Raw genomic sequence first — 16,229 nt, 5'->3', positions numbered from 1 at the left:
TGAACATCCGTCAACACATCCGTTCAGGTTTGAACATATGTTCACGGCACGGCCGGGAGGACGGCGCTATGGGTTCCGACCAGCACACACACCGTGACCTACGGCTGATGCATCAGGCCGCGCGGCTGTACTACCTCGAGGAGCTGAGCCAGGCCCGCGTCGCCGAGCGGCTCGCGGTCTCCCGGCCGACGGTCAGCAGGCTGCTCGCCGAGGCGCGGCGGATCGGCATGGTCCGGATCACCGTGCACGAGCCGGGTTCGCCCGCCGTGGAACCGGACCCGGAACTGCTCGCCGAGGTGCTGGGCATCGAACGGGTCTGGCTGGCCCCGTTCGGGCACGGGCCGATCAGCGCGCTCGCCGAACCGGTCGGCGCCGCGCTGCGCGAGGCCGCGCTGTCTCCCGGCGAGGTGCTGCTGGTGTCCTCCGGCCAGACCGTCTACGAACTCAGCAGGACCACCCTGCCCGCGCTGCCCGGTATCGAGGTGGCGCCGACCGTCGGCGGGGTCTCCGAACCCGAACCGTGGCACCAGACCAACGAGATCGTCCGCGCCATCGCCGAACAGGCCGGGGCACGGCCGCATTTCCTGTTCGCCCAGGCGATGCCGTCCAAGGTCATGCGCGCCACCCTGGCCCAGGATCCCGAGTTCTGTCAGGTCACCGAGATGTGGGGGCGGGCGAAGGTCGCGCTGATCGGGATCGGTGCGCCGCCGAGCTCGCGCAGCTCGATGTCCGCGGCCATCCCGATGGACGCGGGGAGCCTGCAGACCGCGGTCGGGGACATCTGCCTGAACTTCTTCGGCCCCGAGGGGGAGGAGGTCGTCTTCCCCGGCAGCGATCGGATGGTGCGGATCAGCCCCGAGCAGTTGCGCGCGGTGCCCCGCACCATCGCGGTGGCCGCGGGCGCGGACAAGGTGGGCAGCATCATCGCGGCGGCGCACGCGAAGCTGTTCAACCGGCTGGTCACCGATCTGCGTACGGCGGAGCTGATCCTGACCACCACGCGGCCCGCTTAGCCGCACCCGGCCAGGGCGGCTTCGAGGAACGCGTCCCGGCGCCTGCCGAGGGTTGCCGCGTCGAGATCGTCCCGGCCCTGGTCGCGGAGGACGGGGAGAGTGTAGGCCATATCGGCGAGGCTGCAGCAGGCCGCCACCAGGTCCCAGTAGGCGAGCCGGTGCGCCTGTCCGCCGGTGGCCCGCTGCCACCCGTGCAGCACCTGTTCGGCCGCGGGGAGCCCGAAGTTCAGGGCCGCATCGAAGCGCACCCCGCCGAGATCGATTCCCGGTGCCCCGGCGCCCGCGCAGTCCCAGTCGACGAGGCCGGTGAGCCGATCACCGGACCACAGCGTATTGCCGTGCCACAGATCGCCGTGCACGAACACCGTCGGACCGGCCGGCTCCGCCAGCTGCCCCAGACGTTCCTGGGCGGCATCGAGCAGCGCCGTGCTGCCCTGGGCGCGGCGCCGGGCCGCGAAGTCGACGTCCGCGATGGAGCGGGTCCGCAGGGGGAGTTCGGGCCGGGGCCGCACCGGGATCGCACTCAGCGCGGCTGCCGTGGCACCCAGCCGGCGCAGCCGCTCGGCGGAGGCGACCCGCGGAATCCGGCTGTGCCCGGGCAGCACCGTGGTCAGGATCGCGAGGGCACCGGCCGAGCTGCCGTCCGGATCCACGGCGATCAGCCGCGCGGCGGGTAACCGGTGCCGGCCGGCGAGCCGCAGCGCTGCCACTTCGGTGCCGAACCGGCGGCGGTCTCCGGGATCGGCGGGATCACCGAGGCGGAGCACCGCCGCTTCGAGCCGGTCCGCCGGTTCGAAGCGCAGCAGCCAGGGATTGGCGCCCTCCCGCAGTCCCGTCGCGGAGACCACCGCGCGTCCTCCGCCGAGTGCGCCGACCGCCCAGTGCCGGGCCTCCTCGGGGAGCACCGGCTCAGGAGGACAGCATCTTCAGCCCGCTGATCTTCCAGGCGTTGTTGGTGAACTCCAGGTCCGCGCGGATCATGCCCAGCGTCGGGATCTGCTGGCCGCCCTTGCCCTGGCCCTTGGAGTAGGTCTGCGACATGAGCGCGAGGACCCGCGAACGGTTGCCTTCGATCCGTTGCACACCAATGGAAAGCACCGCGGACGACAGGGAGAGCTGATTCTTCGCGCCGTTGTCCCGCAGTACCTGCATCAGCTGGTCGTACTGGCTGCTGACCTTGCCGAGGATCAGGGACTTGGCCTCGTTCTTGGTTTTGTCCGGGTTCTTGTAGTCGAAGCTGAACATGGTGTTCAGCGCGTTCGTGGCCTGCTGCTTGACCTGGGTGGTGGTCTTGTTGTCCACGATCGCGGTGTTGTCGTCCAGGTTCGCGCCCGCGTTGGCGCTCGCGATCCCGGCGAACACGGCGAATCCGCCGAGCAGCACGGCGATCACGGTGATGATGGCCGCGGCGCGCAGCCGCGGCGGCCTGTCCTGGTTCCCGGCCTGGTCCGCGGGCTCATTCTTCTTCTCCGCGCCGGACATCTCCGATTGCGGCGGGTAGGAAATGGTCTCGGTGCCGCGGCGTGCCTTGCTGCCGACCGGTTTCGGTTTGCCCGCCTCCTCGATGGGCGCGGCGATCTCCGGCTCGGTCTGTTCGGTCTGTTCCGTCTGCTCGGTTTGCGGTTCGGCCTCGACCGGCGCCGCGGCTTCGGGCGCGGTTTCTTCCGGCGTGCTCTCCTCGAGCGCGGTCTCTTCGGGTTCCGGGCGCGGTTTCGGCGAGGGCCTGCGCAGTCCGGTCGAGGAGGACGAACCGCGGGACTGCATGTTCGCCCGGCCCGCGACCTTACGGCGCGGACCCGGCTGCGGTTGCTGGCGGCGGGGCGGTTGTGCCACGTTCATCCTTTCCCGAGCACTGGTCCTCGAACGCTGTCCTTGTCAGACCTTGCTCAGTTGCCCGAATCCCCGGTCATGACCGGTGCGCCGCTGACCGAACTGGCTTTCCACGGCGCATTCCCATCGGCCCGGGTCAGATTGACCGTAATGGGCAACCGCTGGGATTTCGGGGCGGCCTTGTTCTTGTCGTCCGAGTTCTTGTCGCCCGATTGCTGCGTTTCGTTCGTCGAATTCACCACCGCGAGGATGCTGGCGGTGTTCGCGTGGGTGTCCAGATTGACCACCGCGCTTTCCACCAGATCGCTACGGGTGATGAGTTTCGTGTCGCCCATCTGCTTCTTGTATTTGTCGATGGTCTTGCCGACCTGCTCGTGCAGATCCCCGGTGGTCGAATTCTCCAGTTCACCCTTGAGCTGGTCGAGACGGCGGTAGTCGATGGTGGTCACGTTGATCGCGGTCTGCCCGCCGACCCGGAGCACGTCCTCGCGCGCGGTCGCGTACTGCGTGTCCTGACTGGTGCTCGCCCGGATCCAGGCCAGTCCGAAGTAGACGGCAAAGCCGAGCGCGATCACCAGCAGCACGACGGAACCGATCAGGTACGGATTGCGTGCTCGTGCCCGTATTCCGGTACTGCTCGTCATCATCGCTCCATGCTAGTCGGCCGTTGTCACGTGCACGTATGTCAATCCAAGTCCAGGGCCTTCGGCAGATCCTGCGGGCTCGGCCCGAGCGGGGTGATCCCGAACAGGCCGGCCGGGGAGTCCTTGGGCTGCTGCTGCGCCTGCACCGGTTTGACCTCGACCGGCTTGCCCGCATACGGCGCGTTCTGCGAGCCGCGCACGTCGATCGGGCTCCCGGTCGGCTCGGCGCAGTAGGCCTGTTTGTTCTGCGGCAAGGGATTCGTGTCCGCGGCGGGGCGCTTCTTGGTGGACTCGTACCCGCGCACACACGGGGCCGGGTTCATCAGGTTCAACGCGAGTCCGAGGTTCGCGTTCCCGTTCGCATCGAGGATCGTGTCCCCGGCCCCGGCGAGCATCGGGTAGGTGACGAAAACCTGTTCGAGGCCCTTGTTCCGGGTACGCAGCACCTCGGATGTGGTCCACAGCTGCGGAAGCAGGCTGGTGAAGTTCTGCGCGTTGTCGTTGACCAGACCGTTGACCTGCTGGGCAGCGGGCGGGGTCTTCTCGATCAGCGTGCGGATATCGGGATCCGATTCCTTGAGCGAGGCGGAAAGCCCGCGCAGATCCCCGGCGAACTGCTTGAGGTTCGACCCCTCCTTGATCTGGGTGCCGAGCACGGTCCTGCTGGTGTCCAGCAACTGCTGGGTGGCGGGCAGATTGTCCCGCGCGGTGGAGACGAACTTCTGCGAATCGTCCAGCAGCCGCTGCAGATCCGGTCCGGTCCCGCTGAACGCCGTGTACGCCTCGTCGACGACGGTGCGCAGCGAATCCAGCGGCACCGAGGTGGCCAGCCCGTTCACATCGTTGATCAGATCCTGGGTGGGCAGCGGGGCCGCGGTGTCCGCCGCCGCGATGGTGCGCTTGTCCTCGGGCTCGTTCTCCAGGGTGCGGCCCGTGGAACTGGCTCCCTGCTTGGGTTTCAGGTCCACGTACTGCTCACCGACCGCGGAGCGGTTCGCGACCGTCCCGGTCACCTCCGCGGGAATGGGCGGCGCACTGCGGTCCACGACCAGGTCCACATCGAGCCCGGTCTTGGTCAGCCGGACCTCGCCGACCCTGCCGACCTTCACCCCGCGATAGGTCACCTCGGCGTTGGTGAAGATCCCGCTGGTGTCCCCGAGCTTCATCGGCACCGTGTAGGTGGTGTTCCCGATGACCCGGTCCCCGCCCGCGTAGCGCCAGGTCGCGTAACCGACGCCGAGAATGGCCACGATCACGAACACGATCAGTTTGATCTTGGTGGTTCTGGTGATCATGCGCTATCCCACCTCTCCGGCACCGCGGGGCGGGTGTCCTACTGGACCAAGGTTCCAACGCCGCGCCATCTAGAACGCACCTCCGCCGGAGAGGGTTCCGAAGATGCCGCCGAGACCGCCGCCACCGCTGCCGCTGCCCTGGCTCGGCGCGTTCGGGCCGACCTCCTGCTGCGGCTGCTGGCCCTGCACCTGCTGCGGTGGCTTGCCGTAGTTCGGGTCGTTCGGGTACGTCCCGGATCCGGTGCCCGCGTCCGGTTGTCCCGGCTGCGCGGGGGTTCCGCCGGTGACCCCGCCGAGCTGTGGTGGCAGCAGGCCGGTCTGGCCGATCCAGTTCTGCCTGGAGCGGCCCATGTTCTGGATGAGGTGACCGAGGTCGAGGTCGATGTTCGCGTACAGGTTGTCGTAGTCGCCGCGGAAGGTCTGCGCCGCGTAGTCCCCGAACGGGATGGTGGCCAGCAGCGGCAGCGAGTTCGCGAGGTTGTCCCCGGTGTCGGCGAGCTTGCGCAGGCTGGGCTCGAGCGCCTTGAGGTCGGCGATCATGTCGGTGCGGGTCTTGCCGATGGTGTCGATGGTGACCCCGGAGAGCCGCTGCATGGCCTTGAGCATGCTCACCAGCTGGGTGCGCTGGTCGCGCACGGTTTTCAGGCCGGGCGTCAGGTTGTCGATCGCCCCGGTGAGCCGGTCCTTCTGCGCATCCAGGGTGCCGGAGAGCTTCTGCGCGTTGTCGAGTGCCTTGAGGATGTCCCCGGAGTGACTATCCAAAGTGGACACCAGCTTGGTGAGGTTGCGCAGCAGGCCCTTGATATCGCCTTCCCGCCCGCTCATCGCGTTGCTGAGTTCGTTGGAGATGGTGCGGATCTGCGGCAACCCGCCGTTGTTGAGCAGCAGGGAGAGCGCGCCGAAGATCTGCTCGACCTCGACGTGGTTGAAGCTCGGATCCTCCTGCAGTTTCGCGTTGTCCGCGAGCTGTCCCTGCGCACCGTCCGGCGGGGCGACCAGTTCGACGAACTTCTCGCCGAGCAGGCTGGTCTGGCGCAGCTGTCCCATCGCGTTCCGTGGCAGCTTGGTCTGCCCGCGGTTGGTCTCGATGGTGACATCGGCCTGCCATTTGCCGGACTGCTTGTTGGCCAGCGCGATGTCGGTGACCTTGCCGACGGTGACGTTGTGGATCTTCACCGCGGCCTGGGGCACGAGGTCGTAGACGTTGTCCATCCGCACGTGCAGGGTGAGCGGATCACTGCCCAGATCGGCACCACCGGGAAGCGGCACCCCGTAGAGGCCGTTGGACAGCCCGCAGCCGGTGAGCGCGAGGCTGACCGAGGCACCGATCGCGGCGGCGCTGACGAATCGCTTGGTGCGCCTGGCTTTCCGGCTCGGCGCGGGCCGCGCCGCGGAGGTGGCCGCCGCGTTCCTTGCGCGCACCCGTTCGGTGTGCCGGTGCGCCCGTTCGGCACGCCGGGCGGAGAAGGCCGCGATGCTGGGATCCTTACGGGGATCTTCGCGAGAGTTCGACGCGGTCATCACTTGCCTCCCTTCGGCGCCTCGTTCTGGCTCGCCGATTCCAGGGCGTTCAGCGCGGGCTTGGGCAGCTGCGGCAGTTTGCCCTGGCGCAGCGCGGTGATCACGCTGGACAGTGGCGGCAGCGGGATGATGCCCTGCACGATGTCCGCGACCGACTGGCAGGCCTTGCCGAGATCCTGGGGCAGCTTGCTGTGGTCGAAGTTCTTGATCATCGTGCACAGCATGGTCAGCGGCGGATCGGTGAGCTCCTGCAGCGCGGGCCGGGCGTCCAGGGTTCCCGAGGACGCGTTGTAGGCGTTGAGCAGGTTGTTCAGCGCGAGCGGGGCCAGATCCATGGTCTCGGCCAGGGATCCGCGGTTGTCCGCGATGGTCTTGCTGACCTTGGTCAGGTTGTCCACATTGGACTTGATGCCGCCGCGGTTCTTGCCGACGAACTCCTTGACCTTGGCCAGGGTCGGCGCGAGATCCTTGACCGCCGCGGTGAGTTCCCCGCGCTCATCGTCGAGGAAGCCGGTGACATCGGTGACCCGCTTGGAGAAGTCCTGCACCTGAGCATCGTTTTTCTGCAGCATGGTGGTGAACTTGGCGAGTTCCTTGACCGTGCCGAACAGATCGCCCTTGCTGTTGTTCAGGGTTTCGGCCGCTTTGGAAAGGCCCTGCAGGGTCTGCGCGATGTTCTGCCCGTTGCCCGCGAGGTTCGCCGCCCCGGTGTTGAGCACATCGGAGAGCGCGCCCTTCTTGTTGGCACCATTGGGACCCAGCGTCTGGGACAGCTTGTCGAGGGTGCGGTAGGCATCGTCGATCTCGGTCGGAGTGCGGGTCCGGTCCAGCCCGATGACCGTGTTCTTCCCGGCCTTGGCGCCACCGTGGTACGGCGGCAGCTGGATGTAGCGGTCGCTGACCACCGAGGGCAGGATCACCACGGCCGTCGGGTTCGCCGGGAGGGTGACCCCGTCCTCCACGGTCATGGCCACCTTGACCTGCTTGTCCTGCGGGGTGACCTCGTCGATCGAGCCGATCGGGACCCCGAGCACCCGCACGGTGCCACCGGGATAGACGCCGACCCCGTTCGCGAAGTACGCGGTGACCTTGGTGCCCGCCGCCGCGGAGAAGGCCCACCACAGCGCGGCGGTGAGCAGCAGGGCGACGACGCAGCCGATCGCGATCCCGCGCGCGAGATCGAGCCGCAGTTTCGTGCTCGCCGTCATTTGTCCCCCTCGTGCGGCCAGGAACAGTCGGCGCCGTTCACCCCGGGAATGGACGGCGGAAGCAGCAGCCCGCAGATGTAGGCGTCGAACCAGCGGCCGTTGCCGAGCGCGTTGTTGAACACCCGGACGAAGGGGGCGAGGTTCTGCATCCCGCGCCCCAGGCTTTCCTGGTTGCGCTTGAGCATCCCGGTGAACTGGTTGAGCTTGTCCAGCACCGGTTTGAGCTGCGCATCGTTCTCGTCGATCAGCCCGTCGACCTGTTTGGACAGCTGCTGGGCCATCTTCAGCAGGGTGTCGATCGCCTGCTTGCGTTGCTGTATCTCGGAGAGCAGTGCGCTGCCGTCACCGAGGATCTTCTCCACCTGTTGGTTGCGACTGGCCAGCGTGGTCGAAATCTGCTTGGTGTTGTTCAGCAGTTGCTGCAGCTGGGCGTCCCGCGAGGAGATCGTCTTGGAGATCCGGGAGAGCCCGTCCAGCGAGGACCGCACATTGGCCGGGGTGTCCTTGAACGTGTCGGACAGGGTTTCCAGGCTGTTCGCCAGCTGATCGGTGTTGATGTCGGAAACCCGGTCGGCGAGCCCGTTGAACGCGTCCTGCACGTCGTAGTAGATCGACTCGGCGGTGTTCTCACCCATGGGATCGCCGGGACTGCGCGCCTTGGAACCGCGCGATTCCACGTCGAGGTATTTCTGCCCGAGCAGGGTCTGCAGTTTGATCGCGACCTCGCTCTTGTCCCCGATGAACGCGTCCTTGATCCGGAAATCGACGCGCACGTGGTCCCCGTCCAGACGGACATCGGAGACCTTGCCCGCCTTGACCCCGCCGATGCGCACGGTCGCCCCGGAAGCGAGGCCCGCGGCTTCGCGCACGTTCGCGGTGTAGGTGGTGCCGCCACCGATCAGCGGCAGATTGTCCGAGTTCAGCGCGGCGGCCACGAGCAGCACGATCACCACGAGGCTGGTGATCCCGATCGGAATGGGATTGCGCGAGGAGAAGGATTTCACTGCCTGCACCTCGCTTGGGTCGAGTCACCGATCGGAATGCTCGCCGGTTTCGGCATCAGGCCGGGAATCCGCACATCGAGCTTGGTGGTGCAGGAATAGAACTGGAACCAGGAGCCGTAACTGCCCGCGCGGGAAATCGTGGCGACCTTGTCCGGGAGGTACTGCAGGAAATGTTCCACCTGCGGCTGGTGCGCATTGAGGTTGTCCGCGAACCGGCCCAGCTGCTGCACATCCTTTTTCACCGGATCGCGCAGATCGCCGACGAATCCGGAAACCGTGTCGGCCAGCCCGCCGAGCGTGTCCACGGCGTCCCCGATCGGTTTGCGGTCCTCGGCGAGCCCGCTGACCAGCTGCTGCACCGTGTCCACCAGGTCGGTGAACTGCGGGGTGTGCGCGTTCAGCGTGGTCAGCGCCGAATTCAGATTGGTGATCACCTTGCCGATCACCGCGTCCTTGTCCGCGATCTTGGAGGTCAGCGAGGCCGTGGTGGCCAGCAGGCTGTTGACCGTGCTGCCCTCGCCCTGCAGCACCGAGACGATCTCGCTGGACAGCTTGTTCACGTCCTGCGGGTTGAGCGCCTGGAACAGCGGGGAGAACCCGTTGAACAGCTTGGTCAGATCGACCGCGGGGCTGGTGCGATCCATCGGGATGACATCGCCCGGCTTGAGGGTGGCGTTCGCGTCCCCGCCGCTGTCCAGGTTGCTGCCCTGGTCGAGCTCCACGTAGCGCTGCCCGACCAGGTTCCGGTAGCGGACCGCGGCGTGCACCGAGGCCGGGATGCGCACGGACTTGTCCACGCTGAACCCGATCTCGGCGGAGTCCTTGTCCACGATCTTGATGGAGCTGACCTCGCCGACCTTCACCCCGGCGATGCGCACATCGTCACCGGCGTTGAGCGAGGTGACATCGGAGAACCGGGCGCGGTAGTCGCTCGAGGCGGAGAAGGTGGCGTTGGCGATGGTCAGCGCGAGCAGCCCGGTCGCGAGCACCGTGACGAGCACGAACGCGAGCAGCTTGATCAGCGGAGCGAGCAGTCCCCTCATTTCGCACCCGCCCCCGGATAGTCGACGGTCGAACCGCGCATCAGCGGCCCGATCAGCATGGTGGACCAGCGCGGAACCTGATCGGCGGGCACCCCGAGCGCGGGCGCGGTCAGCGAGGTGATCAGGTCCTGCTCGGCCTTGGAGTTCGGCGGGCCGTAGGAGTCCGATGGCGCCGACTGCGGGGTGGTGACCAGCTTCGCGGCCTGGTCCGGGGGCAGCATGCCATCGCTCTGGGTGCGCGGCATGGGCGGCTGCGAGGAACCGTCCTTGATCGCGCCCTCCGGGGAGACCTGCGGGAACGGCTTCGGCTTCGGGGTGATGTCGTAGCAGCGCGGCCCGCGGGTGTCGTCGTAGCGCGGGGTGTCTACGCCCGCCTTGTACGGTCCGCGGTTCACGTTGATCTGCAGGTTCGCATGCAGGCCAGGCTTGTCGGTGCCCTTACCGAAGGCCTTGTCCGCCTTGGGCACCAGCCGGGCGAGGCTGCGGAAGAAGCAGGGCACCTGCGGGGCGTACTTCTGCATGAGCTCGAGTGTGGGGCGCAGGCTCTTGCCGACCCCGATCAGGTTGTGCTGATTGGCCGCGAGGAAGTTCTGCAGGTTCGCCGAGGTGCCCGAGACCGTGCTGTACAGGTTCTCCAGGTTGTCCCGCTGCTGGGCGATGGTGTTGGTGGTGGTGCGCAGATTGGTCAGCGCGTCCGTGGCCACCGGGAGCACGTCGTTGTACGTGTTCGAGACCTTGACCAGCTTGCTGATGTCGTCGGTGAGCGCGGGCAACTGCGGATTGAGCTGCTTGACGTAGTCGTTGATTTGGGTGATCGTCTGGCCGAGCTGGTCACCGCGGCCCTGCAGGGCGGTGGAGACCGCGGCCAGGGTCGCGGAGAGTTTCTCCGGTTCGACCGCCTTGAGCACCGGGAGGAAGTTGTTCAGCGCCTGCTCGACCTCGACCGCCCCGGCGCTCTTGTTCTGCGCGATGCGGTCCCCGTCGGCGAGTACCGGGCCGCTGTCCCCCGGGGAGTAGCCGAGGTTCACGTACCGCTCCCCGAACAGCGATTTGGGCAGCAGCTGCGCGGTCGCGTCGGCCGGGATCTGCTTGGCGTACTCGGGTTTGATGGCCAGTTCGAGGTCGGCGCCGCCGAAGTCCGCCTTGATCGAGGTGACCTCGCCGATCACCGTGCCGTGCGCCTTCACGTCGGCCTCGGGCTGCATCTGGCTGCCGATGGTGTCGGTGCGCAGGCTGACACTGACCACCGGGGTGAACGCCTTGTTGTAGAACGCGATCGTCAGCGCGAAGAACGCGAAGATCAACACGACGAGCAGCAACCCGAGTAGTTTCTTGCGCACACTTGCCAGGACTCCGGTCAATTCGCGATCCTCACGGTCGTGGTCGCGCCCCAGATCGCGAGCGAGAGGAAGAAGTCCAGCAGGGTGACGTTGACGATCGTGGTGCGCACGGCCTTACCGACCGCGACGCCGACCCCGGCCGGTCCGCCACTTGCCGTGTAACCGTAGTAACAGTGCGTCAAGATGATCACCACACTGAACACGAGTACCTTGCCGAAGGACCACAGCACATCCTCCGGTGGCAGGAACAGGTTGAAGTAGTGGTCATAGGTACCACCTGACTGTCCGTACACGGTGATCGTGATCAGCCGGGCGGCGATATACGAGGTCATCAGGCCGATCACGTACAACGGGATAACAGCCACGAAGCCCGCGAGGATACGGGTGGTCACCAGATAAGGCAGCGAGGGAACACCCATCACCTCGAGCGCGTCGACCTCCTCCGAGATGCGCATCGCGCCGAGCTGGGCGGTGAACCCGGCACCGACCGTGGCCGAGAGCGCGAGCCCGGCGGCGAGCGGAGCGATCTCGCGGGTGTTGAAGTAGGCCGACATGAAGCCGGTGAAGGCCGCGGTGCCGATCTGGTTCAGCGCGGTGTAGCCCTGCAGCCCGACGACGATACCGGTGAACAGGGTCAGCCCGATCATCACGCCGACCGTGCCCGCGATCAGCGCGAGCGCACCGGAACCGAAGCTGACCTCGGCGAGCAGCCGGAGCACTTCCTTGGTGTAGCGCTTGAGCGCGCGCGGAGTCCAGGCCAGCGCGCGCAGGTAGAACGACATCTGCTCGCCGAGCGAGTCGAGCAGCCGTAACGGGGCACCGGCGGCATTGCGCGCGCTGCGGCCGAAGTTGGTCAGGGCACTCACCGACTGTTCACCTCCTAACTCAGCTTCGTCGGGACGATCTGCAGGTACACAAGCGTAAGCACACCGTTGACGAGGAACAGCAGCAGGAAGGTCACCACGACCGACTGGTTCACCGCGTCCCCGACACCCTTCGGCCCGGGCGGCGGATGCAGGCCACGGTAGGCGGCGACCACACCGGCGATAAACCCGAACAGCAGCGCCTTGAACTCGCCGATGTAGAGGTCGGGCATCTGGGCCAGCGCGTTGAAGCTGGCCAGGTACGCGCCCGGGGTGCCGTGCTGGAGCAGCACGTTGAAGGTGTACCCACCGGCCACACCGACCACGCTGACCAGGCCGTTGAGCAGGATCGCGATCAGCATCGAGGCGAGCACCCGTGGCACCACGAGCCGCTGCACCGCGGAGACGCCGAGCACCTCCATCGCGTCGATCTCCTCGCGGATGGTGCGGGCACCGATGTCCGCGCAGATCGCCGAACCACCGGCACCGGCCACGAGCAGCGCGGTGACCAGGGGAGAGGCCTGCTGCACGATCGCGAGCACGCTGGCCGCTCCGGTGAACGACTGCGCGCCGAGCTGGCGGGTCAGCGAGCCGAGCTGCAGCGCGATCACCGCGCCGAACGGGATCGTGACCAGCGCGGTCGGCAGGATCGTCACGCTCGCGATGAACCAGCACTGTTGCACGAACTCGCGCAACTGGAACGGCCGCTTGAAGATCAGCACCGCCACATCGAGACCGAGCGCGAACAAGCTCCCGGTCTGCCGCAGTGCGCCCGCGCCAGGAAACCTCGCTTCCGATTTGGTAGCCATACCCCTGTTACCGCCCCGTTCCGCCCGTAGTCCTGCGAGCGCTCACTGCTGCGGTGGGCCGGGACGTGGCTTGCGGCGTCGCCCAGGCGTGGGGCGCCACCGGCTCGTCGGCAGCTCCGCGACCTGGTTCTCGGCCAGCTGACCGGAAACGGTGCCCTGTTCCTGGGTGGGGAACTCGTTGGTGTCCCCGCCCCGTGCTCCGGTTCCCGCGACCACCCGTTCCCGCACACCGTAACGGGTGCGTTCCTCGTCGCTGAGACTGTCGATGATCGAGCGCTGCGCCTGCTCGGGCAGGGTGTGCAGCAGCTGCATGACCCGGTCCTTGCGCCGCTGCTCGCCCGCGCGCTGCGGAACCCCAGGAGAGGGTTTCATCTGCGGCGGAACCCCGGAGATGTCCTCCACCCCGCCCGGATGGTGCCCGGCGTCCACCATGGCCTGTTCGGCGGCCATGGTCGCGGAGTCCTTTTCCTCGCTCATCCCGATCGGGCCGATCATCCGGCCGTTGAGGAACTGCTTCACCGCGGGTTCCTCGCTGGTCAGCAGCAGTTCGCGAGGCCCGAACATGACCAGCTCCTTACGGAACAGCATGCCGATGTTGTCCGGGACCGTGCGGGCCAGGTTGATGTTGTGCGTGACGATCAGGAAGGTCGCGTCGATCTGCGCGTTCACGTCCAGGAACAGCTGGCTGATGTAGGTCGTACGGACCGGATCGAGACCCGAGTCCGGCTCGTCGACCAGGATGATCTCCGGATCGAGCACCAGCGCGCGGGCCAGCCCGGCGCGTTTGCGCATACCGCCGGAGATCTCACCGGGGAGTTTGCCCTCCGCCCCGGCCAGACCGGTCATCTCGAGCTTCTCCAGCACGATCCGCCGGACCTCGGTCTCGGACTTCCTGGTGTGCTCGCGCAGCGGGAAGGCCACGTTGTCGTAGAGGTTCATCGAGCCGAACAGCGCGCCGTCCTGGAAGAGCACGCCGAACTTCTTGCGGATCTCGTAGAGCTCGCGCTCCGAACACCGCACCGTGTCCACCCCGGCGACCATGCAGTGCCCGCGTTCGGGCTTGAGCAGGCCGATCATCGATTTCAGGAACACCGATTTCCCGGTACCCGAAGGCCCGAGGAGTGCCGAAACCTCGCCAGGCGGAAGGGTGAAGGTCAGGTCACGCCAAATGTTCTGCTTCCCGAACGACTTGGTCAGGTCCTCGACCTGTACCTCAACGCCCATGGCACCTCCTCCTAGGCCGCATTCCTCGCCACAACGATGCAACGAGCCGGCTCGGGATAAGTTACTGGTGAGTCACGAACCCTACTGCCTAGTTGGCTCGGAAGCACGCCCGTGTCTGGTTCGTAATCTCATGCATACACAAACGGGGCGGGTATCCGGTGGATACCCGCCCCGCGCACGTAGCAGAACTACGCAGTGCTCACTTGATGCTGACAGCCGCGCCGGCCTCTTCCAGCTTGGCCTTGGCAGCCTCGGCGTCGTCCTTCTTCGCCTTCTCCAGCAGCGGCTTCGGCACGCCCTCGACGAGCTCCTTGGCCTCCTTCAGGCCCAGCCCGGAGACGATCTCCCGGACGACCTTGATGACCTGGATCTTCTTGTCGCCGGCGCCTTCGAGGATGACGTCGAACTCGTCCTTCTCCTCGGCGGCTTCCTCACCACCACCGGCCGGGCCGGCGGCGGCCACGGCGGCAACCGGGGCGGCCGCGGTGACGTCGAAGGTCTCTTCGAACTGCTTGACGAATTCGGACAGCTCGAGCAGCGTCATCTCCTTGAACGCGTCGAGCAGCTCGTCGTTGCTCAGCTTCGCCATGATGGCGTTCTCCTTTGTTACTTGGCGACCGAAATGGTCTGGTGCTTGGCGACCGGTTCGGTCTTAAGCGGCTTCCTTTTTCTCCTGCAGCGCGGCGGCAAGGCGGGCGACCTGCGAGGCCGGGGCGTTGAACAGCCCCGCGGCCTTGGTGAGGTTGCCCTTCATGGCGCCTGCCAGCTTGCCGAGCAGCACTTCGCGCGACTCGAGGTCGGCGAGCTCGTTGACTTCACCCGCGGTCAGCGGGCGCCCGTCCATGTAGCCGCCCTTGATCGAGAGCGCGTCGTTGGCCTTGGCGAACTTCTTGATCGCCTTGGCCGCCTCGACCGGTTCCCCGGTGATGAAGGCGATCGCGGTCGGGCCGACGAACAGGTCGTCGAGACCCTCGATGCCCGCGTCCGCCGCCGCCCACTTCACCAGGGTGTTCTTCGCGACTCGGTAGCTGGCGCCTTCGCCGAGTTCCCGGCGAAGGCTGGTGAGCTGCGACATGGAGAGCCCGCGATACTCGGTGATCACGGCCGCGGTCGAGTCACGGAACTTGCCCGCGATTTCGGCAACCGCCGCCACCTTCTCGGGCTTCGCCATGGCGCCTCCTCTCATAGGTTTGGCCGTACTGGTTCAGGTGTCGGCCTGACGAGTAACCCGGAGGAGGAAGAATCGAAAACGCCCCGGCGCGGAAACACGGGGCCTGAAGCTCTGCGTCTGGCACAGAACCGGCGCGCACTGCGGAACGACATCCAGCACGAACGCGTCTGCCTCGTCCTCCTGCGCGGGCCGCCCGATCCTGTTCCGGGCCTTCGTTCCCCACCTGGGGAAAACCAGCGGTCTCTGGTGGAACCAGTCAAGGATACGCCATCGCCCGAGGGGGCTGGTGCGCACCCCTGGTGATAGCGGCATCATGGGAGCCGTGACCGACAAGGAACCCGGCTCGGAGTTCGGCCCAGAGTTCGGCTCGGCCCCGTATCCGGCAGGGCAGCCGCCTGCGGCGCAGCAACCGCCGACCGAGGCCGAGCTCGCCGCGTTCCGCCAGTGGAAGGCCTGGCAGGAGCAGCAGTACCCGCCGCAGCAGGCACCGCCCCCGGTGCCGTACGACCCCGGGTACCCCGCTCCGCTCCCGCCGCAGGGCCAGGGCGGTCAGTTCACCGGGCAGCAGCCGGGGCAACCGGGCGTGCAGGCCGAGCTCGCCCTGGTCCGCGAACAACTCACCGCGCTGCAGCAGTCTCAGGAGCGCGTCGAACGGGCCACCAATCCGCCGCTGTGGAAACGCATCCTGCGCAGCGCCCCGGTCCGCTGGGTGGTCGGGCTCATCGTGGTGATCGCGATCGCCAGCTGGGCCATCGACCACTACTTCGGCGGGGGCGGAGAAGAGGACAGTCCCCAGGCCAAGTTCCCGCTCGCCCGGCCACAGCAGCAGGTCAAGGTCGGCGTCGACTCACCGAAGGACGCCGTTGCCGAGCTTTACCGCGAGGTAGGGATGGCCGCGGCCTCCCCGGGGTCGGCCGCCGAGCTCGGCAAGCACGCCTGCCTGATGTTCAACGACCAGGCCGCGCGGAAATTCGCCCAGCAGCACGGGGCGCCGGACTGCGCGCAGGCGCTCGGCCGGATCACCGTGCCGGACCCGGACAGCTACCGGGAGGTCAGCCTGAAGGGGCTGCCGGAAACCCCGAACCAGGCCACCAGCACCACCATCGACTCGTGCTCCTTCCCGGTCAACGGGGGGCCGAAGCTGGGGACCTTCACGCTGTCGGTGGTGCACGAGAACAAGTGGCTCATCACCGATGTGACCCCCTCGCACTGCGGCTGAGTCACGTCGGCACAGCGGGCGAAAAAAGAAAGTCCGGTACCTTCT

16 protein-coding genes are annotated in these 16,229 nt (G+C 67.1%); 2 read left to right on the top strand and 14 right to left on the bottom strand.

What is annotated here, in order from left to right; all coding sequences use genetic code 11:
- The first annotated feature begins 107 nt into the window (after positions 1 to 107).
- The gene (locus AD72_RS13685) at positions 108 to 1,013 is read left to right on the top strand and encodes a sugar-binding transcriptional regulator (RefSeq protein ID WP_231644826.1); all 906 of its coding nucleotides are present in this window, start codon (positions 108 to 110) and stop codon (positions 1,011 to 1,013) included.
- On the opposite strand, the gene AD72_RS13680 is transcribed toward AD72_RS13685, so the two are convergent.
- The 14 genes from AD72_RS13680 to rplJ all read right to left on the bottom strand — a co-directional run bounded on the left by AD72_RS13680 (position 1,010) and on the right by rplJ (position 14,965).
- On the bottom strand, positions 1,010 to 1,918 hold the full coding sequence (locus tag AD72_RS13680) for a phosphotransferase family protein (protein WP_031466872.1): 909 nt from the start codon (positions 1,916 to 1,918) through the stop codon (positions 1,010 to 1,012). The two genes, AD72_RS13685 and AD72_RS13680, sit on opposite strands and share 4 nt — an antisense overlap.
- Before the next feature lie 4 nt (positions 1,919 to 1,922).
- Positions 1,923 to 2,846, bottom strand: a complete 924-nt coding sequence (locus AD72_RS13675) for a hypothetical protein (RefSeq protein ID WP_156365179.1) — start codon at positions 2,844 to 2,846, stop codon at positions 1,923 to 1,925.
- Between the two features lie 53 nt (positions 2,847 to 2,899).
- A complete protein-coding gene (locus tag AD72_RS13670; protein WP_156365178.1) occupies positions 2,900 to 3,487 on the bottom strand; it encodes a hypothetical protein in 588 nt (195 codons plus the stop codon).
- A gap of 41 nt (positions 3,488 to 3,528) precedes the next feature.
- A complete protein-coding gene (locus tag AD72_RS13665) occupies positions 3,529 to 4,782 on the bottom strand; it encodes an MCE family protein (RefSeq protein WP_037345757.1) in 1,254 nt (417 codons plus the stop codon).
- Between the two features lie 69 nt (positions 4,783 to 4,851).
- Positions 4,852 to 6,303, bottom strand: a complete 1,452-nt coding sequence (locus AD72_RS13660; protein WP_051898576.1) for an MCE family protein — start codon at positions 6,301 to 6,303, stop codon at positions 4,852 to 4,854.
- Positions 6,303 to 7,511: an MCE family protein gene (locus AD72_RS13655; protein WP_031466867.1), complete on the bottom strand. Its 1,209-nt coding sequence runs from the start codon at positions 7,509 to 7,511 to the stop codon at positions 6,303 to 6,305. The genes AD72_RS13660 and AD72_RS13655 overlap by 1 nt, the downstream gene beginning before the upstream one ends.
- Positions 7,508 to 8,515, bottom strand: a complete 1,008-nt coding sequence (locus tag AD72_RS13650; RefSeq protein ID WP_031466866.1) for an MCE family protein — start codon at positions 8,513 to 8,515, stop codon at positions 7,508 to 7,510. Before AD72_RS13650 ends, AD72_RS13655 begins: the two co-directional genes overlap by 4 nt.
- The gene (locus AD72_RS13645) at positions 8,512 to 9,558 is read right to left on the bottom strand and encodes an MCE family protein (RefSeq protein ID WP_031466865.1); all 1,047 of its coding nucleotides are present in this window, start codon (positions 9,556 to 9,558) and stop codon (positions 8,512 to 8,514) included. Before AD72_RS13645 ends, AD72_RS13650 begins: the two co-directional genes overlap by 4 nt.
- A complete protein-coding gene (locus tag AD72_RS13640; RefSeq protein WP_031466864.1) occupies positions 9,555 to 10,919 on the bottom strand; it encodes an MCE family protein in 1,365 nt (454 codons plus the stop codon). Before AD72_RS13640 ends, AD72_RS13645 begins: the two co-directional genes overlap by 4 nt.
- Complete coding sequence (locus AD72_RS13635) at positions 10,916 to 11,680, bottom strand: MlaE family ABC transporter permease (RefSeq protein WP_083933871.1); 765 nt, start codon at positions 11,678 to 11,680, stop codon at positions 10,916 to 10,918. Before AD72_RS13635 ends, AD72_RS13640 begins: the two co-directional genes overlap by 4 nt.
- A 98-nt stretch (positions 11,681 to 11,778) precedes the next feature.
- A complete protein-coding gene (locus AD72_RS13630; RefSeq protein ID WP_031466862.1) occupies positions 11,779 to 12,570 on the bottom strand; it encodes an MlaE family ABC transporter permease in 792 nt (263 codons plus the stop codon).
- A gap of 42 nt (positions 12,571 to 12,612) precedes the next feature.
- Positions 12,613 to 13,794 carry an ABC transporter ATP-binding protein gene (locus AD72_RS13625; RefSeq protein ID WP_031466861.1) on the bottom strand — a complete coding sequence of 394 codons (1,182 nt, stop codon included), beginning with the start codon at positions 13,792 to 13,794 and terminating at the stop codon, positions 12,613 to 12,615.
- Positions 13,795 to 13,993: 199 nt separating this feature from the next.
- Positions 13,994 to 14,383: a 50S ribosomal protein L7/L12 gene (gene rplL, locus AD72_RS13620; protein WP_031466860.1), complete on the bottom strand. Its 390-nt coding sequence runs from the start codon at positions 14,381 to 14,383 to the stop codon at positions 13,994 to 13,996.
- Between the two features lie 63 nt (positions 14,384 to 14,446).
- The gene (gene rplJ / locus AD72_RS13615; RefSeq protein ID WP_031466859.1) at positions 14,447 to 14,965 is read right to left on the bottom strand and encodes a 50S ribosomal protein L10; all 519 of its coding nucleotides are present in this window, start codon (positions 14,963 to 14,965) and stop codon (positions 14,447 to 14,449) included.
- Between the two features lie 322 nt (positions 14,966 to 15,287).
- Here rplJ and AD72_RS13605 point away from each other — a divergent pair, with 322 nt between their 5' ends.
- Entirely contained in the window at positions 15,288 to 16,184 is an 897-nt protein-coding gene (locus AD72_RS13605; RefSeq protein WP_156365177.1) for a hypothetical protein, read from the top strand.
- Positions 16,185 to 16,229 lie beyond the last annotated feature (45 nt).

It is taken from the genome of Sciscionella sediminilitoris (assembly GCF_000737195.2).
In the GTDB taxonomy this organism is placed as follows: domain Bacteria; phylum Actinomycetota; class Actinomycetes; order Mycobacteriales; family Pseudonocardiaceae; genus Sciscionella; species Sciscionella sediminilitoris.
This window is presented reverse-complemented; position numbering and strand designations above follow the sequence as displayed.